The sequence below is a fragment of the Pseudovibrio sp. POLY-S9 genome, assembly GCF_001431305.1.
Taxonomy (GTDB): domain Bacteria; phylum Pseudomonadota; class Alphaproteobacteria; order Rhizobiales; family Stappiaceae; genus Pseudovibrio.
Window position 1 is genome coordinate 29,492 of sequence record NZ_LCWX01000200.1, and the last position, 7,889, is coordinate 37,380.

A 7,889-nucleotide genomic window follows, 5' to 3' on the forward strand; every position below is an offset into this window, starting at 1 on the left:
AGTTCAAGCTTGGTGTGCTCGAGAAATTCTTCCGGGGATTCCCCTTGTGCTAGCAGGTCAATGGTGCCGCGCAGCCAGCCATAGGCGCGGGATTCAGCCGTCATGGACTGAATGTTGCGGCCACCGGTGACTCCGTCTTTGTAGAGCGCGTGTGCTGCGATGCCGTTTTCAGCGATGCGGTGCATGGCTTGGGTGCGGATCTGCAGCTCTACACGCTGACGTTTCGGCCCAACCACGGTTGTGTGTATGGAGCGATAGTCGTTCTGTTTTGGCGTCGAGATGTAATCTTTGAAGCGGCCCGGTACACATGGCCAAGCCGTATGGATTACGCCCAGTACACGGTAGCAATCTTCTGGTGTTGGCACGATTGCGCGAAAGCCGTAGATATCGGAGAGCTGTTCGAAGCCGAGAGACTTTTCTTCCATCTTGCGGAAGATGGAGTAAGCGCGCTTTTCGCGTCCACTGATCTTGGCTGTGATGCCTTGTTCGGCGAGGCGCTGCGTCAGGTCCTCTTCAATGTCCGTGATCAGGCTTTCGTTCTTGCCATGTAGAGTTGCCAGGCGTTCACGAATGGTATCGCGGGCATCCGGGTAGAGTGTCTCGAAAGAGATGTCTTCCAGCTCATCGCGAATGTCCTGCATACCCATGCGGCCAGCAAGGGGCGCATAGATTTCCATGGTCTCCTCAGCGATGCGGAGGCGTTTGTCTTCGCGCATGTGGTGAAGTGTGCGCATGTTGTGCAGGCGATCAGCCAGCTTCACAAGGAGGACGCGGACATCATCAGCAATCGCAAGCAGGAGCTTGCGGAAGTCCTCGGCCTGTTTTGCTTTTCTGGAAACCAGATCCAGGCGCTGGATCTTAGTAAGCCCCTCTACGAGCTTGCCGATCTCTTCGCCAAACATGCGATCAATCTCGGCACGCGTGGCATCGGTGTCCTCAATGGTGTCGTGAAGAAGGGCGACAGCAATGGTTGCGTCGTCAAGCTTCAGATCCGTGAGGATTGCAGCAACTTCAAGAGGGTGGGAAATATAAGGATCCCCAGAGGCGCGGGTCTGGGTACCATGCTTTTGCATGGCGTAAACATATGCCTTGTTGAGCAGTGCTTCATCCGCATTGGGATTGTAGCTGGTTACTTTCTCAACAAGTTCGTATTGACGCATCATTTTCGGGCGGCCGCTTCACTTTAAAAATAAGCTAGGGCCGGACCTGAAAATGCGAGGCGCCGGCCCGGCCGACGCCGACATCTTGCAGAGGGCGATTAGTAGTCGTCGGAACGTTCCGGCGGTACCAAGCCTTCAAGCCCCTTAAGCAGGTCTTCTTCAGTAATACTGTCAAATTCTACTTCTGAATCATCAACGGCATTAATCTGAAGCTGCTGTGGGTCACTTGGAACCATTGGAGCTGTTTCAGCTTCTGGTTCATCAACTTCAACGAACTTCTGTAGTGAGTGAATGAGATCTTCTTTAAGATCTTCAGGGCTCACAGTTTCTTCAGCAATCTCGCGAAGTGCGCAGACCGGATTTTTATCATTGTCGCGGTCGATTGTCAGTGGAGAACCACTTGAAATCATCCGGGCGCGATGGCTGGCAAGTAGAACCAGCTCGAACCGGTTTTCAACCTTGTCGACGCAATCTTCGACGGTCACACGTGCCATTCGATCACTCCATAATATCTGGGAATTCAGAGGCCACTCATAGAATGCTTCTTGTTGCAAGGCAAGAGCCGTTTCTGCATTTTTTGTGCAACTCCTTTACATCTTATTATGTGGGGAGCGTTTTTCCATCTTTCTGCTGCTTAAGATTAGGCCATAGAAAAATTGGGGCTTTAGGTCTATCGCGCATGATTTTAGTTTAAATACTATTGTGAAGAGATGTTTTAGTGTGCAGTGCTGCGTCGGATTAGTTTTTTATTACAGCTTCTTCTGGGGGAATGAATTTTCAAATCTGCAACTCCTGAATGCTATTCAAGATGTGAATTGTACACTGGAATTGGAATAGATGAAAAAAAATAACATAAGAGATTAACCCATTTGGGGACCTAGATTTTCTTGGGATGCACTAGATCCGAAAAAACAAGGAAACCTTGTTTCTATTGGAACCTTTAGTATCTATATCCGGTGGTTTGTTTCTAAGCTAACTTGGATCTATAATATAAACTGGGAATATTTAGTGGGTTCCTGTTAATTTATGCAAGATGACATCTGTAAATTTCATTCATCTTGTTTTAGTTTCTGGCCGGTGAATCGAACCGCATTGGTCCAATATTAACTAGGCCAATGCAATATATATGCTGAGGGGCAAGGTTTTATGTTTGTCCGTAACGAATGCGTATTCGATTTAACGTAGAGTGCAACCGGGTCAATTAGAATGGCATACATTCTAGGCATGTCACGACAGCAAACAGGCATGCCCAGAAAGTGATTGCTTATAACAAGTTACTGACTTACGCGTCTGTGCAGCGGAAAGGCTAAAAATAATATGTTTGATCCCCGCGAAAAGATTGCTTTATTCATTGATGGAGCGAACCTTTATTCGACAGCGAAAGCTATTGGCTTCGATATCGATTACAAGCGTCTCTTGAAAGAATTCCAATCAAAGGGCTACCTGCTACGCGCTTACTATTACACAGCGTTGGTGGAAGAGCAGGAGTATTCCTCCATTCGACCTCTGATCGATTGGCTGGACTACAATGGCTATAAAGTTGTTACCAAACCTGTAAAGGAATTCGTGGATTCTGCAGGACGTCGCAAAATTAAGGGCAATATGGACATCGAGCTGGCTGTAGATGCCATGCAGCTTATTGACCATGTTGACCATATTGTACTGTTCTCTGGTGATGGTGACTTCCGTTCTCTGGTTGAGGCGCTTCAGCGTCGTGGCCGTAAAGTTTCTGTTGTTTCTACACTTCAGACACAACCTCCAATGATTGCTGATGACCTGCGCCGTCAGGCTGATCACTTCATTGAATTGTCTACGCTGATGCAGCGTGTTGGACGTGACCCAAGTGAACGTCCACCTCGTGTTGAAGAAGAGGATGATGAGATCGGAGATGACGACTACTAAGGTTCGTCACGGTATCGAAAGTTTGCAGAAGCCGGGGAGAGAGTGTGCACTCTGTTCCCGGCTTGTTGCGTATAGGGAGGAGTTGCGCGCGCTTCACCCTGACTGGCATAACGCGCCGGTGCTGGATTTTGGTCCAGTTGATGCCTCTCTTGTTGTTGTTGGGTTGGCGCCTGGGCACAAAGGGGGGAACCGTACGGGTATTCCATTCTTTGGTGATTTTTCAGGTGAGATGCTGAATTGCGCGCTGACGGCGAGTGGTTTTGCTGCTTACAAGAATGAGGCGGAGCCTGAGCTCGGGATCGAGCCGATTGATGTTCGCATTACCAATGTGGTGAAGTGTATGCCGCCGAAGAATGCGCCTAAGTCTGCTGAGATCCGGAGGTGTCGTGAATTCTTTCTGGATTCTCTGTTGGTTAGTGATGCGACGAGGGCTGTTGTGGCTGTTGGGCGGACCGCGCATGAAGAGTTGCTCAAGGCTTTTGAGCTTAAGCTTCGTGACTATCCTTTTGCGCATGCTTGTGAAATTCAGCTTACGCCTTCTCTCAGAATGTTTTCCAGCTTCCATTGTTCGCAGTACAACGTAAACACGCGGCGCATTACGGCTGATGAGTTTACGTCGGTGTTCCTGCGCGTTCGGGATTATCTGAAATCTCTTTAGATTTGAGAGGGGGATATCATTTCTGCTTTTCCCAGCCTTGTACACCAAGGTGCTCTTGTGGTTTGAAGCGTTCTTTGTAAGTCATTTTTGGAGACCCCTGAACCCAATATCCCAAATACACGTAGGGCAGGCCAAGGTGCTGTGCTCTGGCGATGTGTTCCAGGATCATGTAGGTGCCGAGGCTTCGCGTGGTCTCGTTGTGGTCAAAGAACGAGTAGACCATGGACAGGCCATCGCAGAGGCGATCTGTTAGCGCAACCCCAATCAGCGGACCTTCGCCTTCGCCGGATATGAAGGTGTTCGGGCCTCTGCGTCGGTATTCAATGAGGGCTGTCTCTACATGTGTATCTTCCACCATCATGGAATAGTCGGTGGGGGACATCTCTGTCATGCCGCCGTTGGTGTGGCGGGCACTTAAGTATTCATGGAACAGATCGTATTGCTCTGTTGATGGGCCTGGTGGGAGTTCTGTGCCAATCAGATCCTGATTGTCTTTCCAGACACGCTTTAAAGACTTCGTCCATTGAAACTCTTGTGCGCAGACGCGGATTGACACGCAGGCGCGGCAGTCTTCGCAGGCTGGACGATAGGCGATGTTTTGAGAGCGGCGGAAACCGCCTTGTGTGAGGACGTCATTGAGCGCAGGGGCATTGGGCCCGACAAGATGCGTGAAGACTTTGCGTTCTTTACGATCTGGCAGGTAGGGGCAATCCGTAGGGGCAGTCAGATAAAACTGCGGGTTATCATAGGCTTGCCGTGTCACCTAGGGCGTCCCTTTCTCTTATTTATCCTCTTTTCGCCTTACAGATTATAATAGTAAGGAGCGACAATTGAGAAGGTCAACCATATGATTATGGCGAGAGGTGTGCCGGCGAAGAGAAAATCTGAGAAACGGTAGTGACCCGGACCCATTACGATGAGGTTTGTCTGATAGCCGATTGGTGTTGCAAATGAACAGTTTGCTGCAAAAATCAGGCAGACGATGAAGGGTTCTACGGGCACGCCTGTCCTGTGTGCCATCTCGATTGCGATGGGCGTGAAGAGCACCGCTGTAGCGTTGTTGCTTAGTAAGTTGGTTAAAACCGCAACAACGGCAAAGAGAAGTGAGAGGACAAATGCTGGAGATCTGCCGTCGGCAATGTTGAGCAATGTTTGGGCGATGGCGTTATCGCCGCCCGTCGCTTCCAGAGCGAGGGAGGCGGCAATGGAGGCGCCGATCAGCATGAATATTCGGCTGTCGATCGTGCGGAGTGTCTGGCGGATGTTGAGGCAACCGCACATGATCATGGCGAGGGTTGCTGCGATTGATGCCACCACAATTGGCACGACACCAGACACTGCTAAGGTGATCATGGCGACGAAGATTGCCAATGCGCGACGGGCATATTGTCGTTGTGGCAGTTCGGTTGCTGACCAGTCCATGAGCAGAACATCGCGGTTTCCGCGCAGGCGGTTAATCTCTTCCCGGTTACCGGCAATCAGCAAAACGTCCCCAGATTCCATACGGATATCGGTCATTGGCATGCGTGGCATGCGGCTGCGACGCTGTAATCCGGTGACAACACAGCCGGTGTCGGCGTGGAAACTTGTCATGGAGAGCGTGCGGCCAATCAGGCGGGAGCCGGGCGCAATAACTGCTTCTGCAAGAGTGAGCGTGCCGGATGGAGAGGCGTGTTCTGCTTCGCTGGTCGGGCTCTCGTTTGCATCTGCCGGAAGGAGTGGGTGGCGTTGGCTAATAGCGCGGGTGAGGGTGTCACGAGTTGCGGCAACAATTACTGTATCGCCGGGCTGCAGCTGAACGTCTTCAAAGGGCGGCAGGAGCGGGCGTTCGCCGCGCTGGATCAGGCGAACCGTCATTTCCTTAAGCGCTGGGAACATGCCTGCGACAGCCTTTTCTCCCACCAGAGGATGGCCGTAAACTATTGGAATCTGTGCGATAAACTGGCGACCATCCTTGCCGGTGAACTCCTCTGCCATGGTCTGGCGAGGTTTGAGCAGACGCGGCAAAATCACCAAAACATAAACAGCACCGACGGCTGCGAGAATGGAGCCAAATGCGGTGAAGGTGAAGAAATTGATACGGACTTCACCGGTTGCGTTGGCGACATTGGCTACGAGCAGGTTGGTGGAGGAGCCGATCATCGTTGTCATGCCGCCCAGGATCGTAATGAACGAGAGGGGCATGAGAAAACGAGAGGAAGAGGTGTTATGCGCAGCTGCGACGGTGGTCAAAATTGGCAGCGTGATGACAACAACGGGTGTGTTGTTCAAAAATGCGCTGACGATGCCCACGGTGAGAAGAAGGGGCCCGGTTGCCAGCCAGCGGCGCTGTTTTGATATGCGCAGGATTGCCTGAGCGGGCTTGTCGAGGGCGTCTGTCTGGAAGAGGCCTTGGCCGACAATCAGCAAGCAGATCACTGTGATCAGCGCTTGATTGGAAAAGCCGGAGAGAAAATCCTCCGGCCTGATTGGCGTTCCATTCAATGTCTGGGGGAAAACCATGAACAGCAGCATGAGGGCAACAATAGAGCCCAGTGCTACGATTTCGATGGCGATGCGTTCGAGCGCATAAAGGATAATCGTGAATCCGATGATCGCAAAGGTCAGGATCATCGGTATGTTCAGGTTCTCCATGCGCGTCCCCGCTCGTGCTACACTTTCACACGTTATTAGAGGGTCCAGGCAGGTTCGTCACTGCACGTTGCATCATTGGTTTGTTATCGATGCAGACTATCCACCGGGGAATTCATAATAACGGCACCAAGCACGATATCATGGAGCAGGCGCTTTTGGTCACTAAACAATGAGACTATGAGGACAAAAGGGCTGAGTATTGTTACTGAGAAATAAAAGAGCAGGACGTGGATTGCTGCATAGAGCGGATAGGGACGGCCGCCGTTGCTAAGGCGCATTTCCAAGCCAAACGCACGCATACCTGGTGTTGCCGAGTTAAACCCACCCAGTGAAAACGCAGTGTAGGCTAGGGCAACAAGTGGCCAGATTGCTGGGAATAACAGCCATGCAAGGCCGAGTGTCAGGATGCCGAGGAAGCCGACGACAAAGTAAGCGATGCCGGAAAGAACGGTGATCGCGATAATATCGATGATGCACGCAAAGATCCGTTTTTTCCGCACGCCGTCAAACAGCTGAGGATTAAGATAGGGATCATAATAGATGTTCGGGTGCGCGCTCACTTCTTGGCTCATTTTTGCCTCTGTCAGGTTCAACTGTGCCGGGGGCATTCCCCAGCGTCTCTCAGTAGAATTGGGTGTGCTATTTTCAAGTTTCAAGCGGGGGTAGCAAACTATTTTTGTAGAATCTGGCAAAGAGAGGATAATTTTGCGCGGGCTGCCACTCAGACATCTGCGCGAACGTGGTGTTCGGCGCAGGTGCTGATCTCAATTGCAGTTTGCGAGTGGGAATAGCCCTAGAATCGCATCTCGCCGGAAGATAGATGGGAGACGTGAATATCTCCGGCTTCCAGTGCGGCGATAATTTCCTTCGCATGCTGGTTGTCACGGGTCTCAATGGCCACGTCCAGCGTCGCGCCTTTTACGGAAACGTCAAGGAAGAGGCGATGATGAGACACTTCCAGAATGTTGCCGCCCAACTGACCGATCGTTGTTGAGATCTCGCCGAGGATGCCCGGACGGTCCGGGATGTTGCAGCGAATGTGTATGATGTTGCCTAGGCGCACCAGCTGGCGAAGTGCGATGGATGCTAGCAGGCGGGGATTGATGTTGCCTCCGCAGAGGACAAGTCCAACCTTTTTGCCTTTAAATCGTTTTGGATGAGCGCAGATGGCTGCAAGCCCTGCAGCGCCAGCCCCTTCGGCCACCGTTTTCAGGCGGGTGAGGAAGATGTTGATGGCTTCCTCGATCTGGCTTTCGCTGACGAGCAGGATATCGTCGACATATTGCTTGACCAGTTGCCGGGTATAAGTGCCGGGCACTTTGACAGCGATCCCCTCCGCCAGAGAGTTGCCACCACATTCCATAGACTGGTTGCGCAGGGCAGCATACATGGACGGGTAGAGCTCGCTTTCAACACCGATGATCTCGATATCCGGCTTGATCGCTTTGGCCGCGACTGCGATGCCGGAGATCATGCCGCCGCCGCCAATTGGTACGATCAGCGTGTCCAGATCTGGCTGGGCCTTCAGCATTTCA

The 7,889-nt window shown here is 51.7% G+C and carries 8 protein-coding genes; 2 read left to right on the plus strand and 6 right to left on the minus strand.

Features of this window, described 5'->3' with window-relative positions; genetic code table 11:
* Together PPL9_RS34285 and rpoZ are read right to left on the minus strand one after the other, a co-directional pair.
* The coding region (locus PPL9_RS34285) for an HD domain-containing protein (RefSeq protein ID WP_244273427.1) at positions 1–1,163 on the minus strand (1,163 nt) is incomplete at its 3' end.
* A gap of 95 nt (positions 1,164–1,258) precedes the next feature.
* On the minus strand, positions 1,259–1,654 hold the full coding sequence (gene rpoZ / locus PPL9_RS19675) for a DNA-directed RNA polymerase subunit omega (protein ID WP_057464283.1): 396 nt from the start codon (positions 1,652–1,654) through the stop codon (positions 1,259–1,261).
* Positions 1,655–2,477: 823 nt separating this feature from the next.
* Between rpoZ and PPL9_RS19680 the strand changes: the two genes are divergently transcribed.
* Both PPL9_RS19680 and PPL9_RS19685 read left to right on the plus strand, forming a co-directional pair.
* Positions 2,478–3,062 carry an NYN domain-containing protein gene (locus PPL9_RS19680; protein ID WP_057464284.1) on the plus strand — a complete coding sequence of 195 codons (585 nt, stop codon included), beginning with the start codon at positions 2,478–2,480 and terminating at the stop codon, positions 3,060–3,062.
* A complete protein-coding gene (locus tag PPL9_RS19685; RefSeq protein ID WP_208989499.1) occupies positions 3,049–3,720 on the plus strand; it encodes a uracil-DNA glycosylase in 672 nt (223 codons plus the stop codon). The genes PPL9_RS19680 and PPL9_RS19685 overlap by 14 nt, the downstream gene beginning before the upstream one ends.
* 16 nt (positions 3,721–3,736) lie before the next feature.
* Here PPL9_RS19685 and PPL9_RS19690 read toward each other — a convergent pair whose 3' ends face one another.
* The 4 genes from PPL9_RS19690 to PPL9_RS19705 form a co-directional block, all read right to left on the minus strand.
* Entirely contained in the window at positions 3,737–4,483 is a 747-nt protein-coding gene (locus tag PPL9_RS19690) for an arginyltransferase (RefSeq protein WP_057464286.1), read from the minus strand.
* 38 nt (positions 4,484–4,521) lie between these two features.
* On the minus strand, positions 4,522–6,354 hold the full coding sequence (locus PPL9_RS19695; RefSeq protein WP_057464287.1) for an SLC13 family permease: 1,833 nt from the start codon (positions 6,352–6,354) through the stop codon (positions 4,522–4,524).
* Positions 6,355–6,437: 83 nt separating this feature from the next.
* Complete coding sequence (locus PPL9_RS19700; protein WP_057464442.1) at positions 6,438–6,947, minus strand: RDD family protein; 510 nt, start codon at positions 6,945–6,947, stop codon at positions 6,438–6,440.
* A gap of 200 nt (positions 6,948–7,147) precedes the next feature.
* The coding region (locus PPL9_RS19705; protein ID WP_152986776.1) for a pyridoxal-phosphate dependent enzyme at positions 7,148–7,889 on the minus strand (742 nt) is incomplete at its 5' end.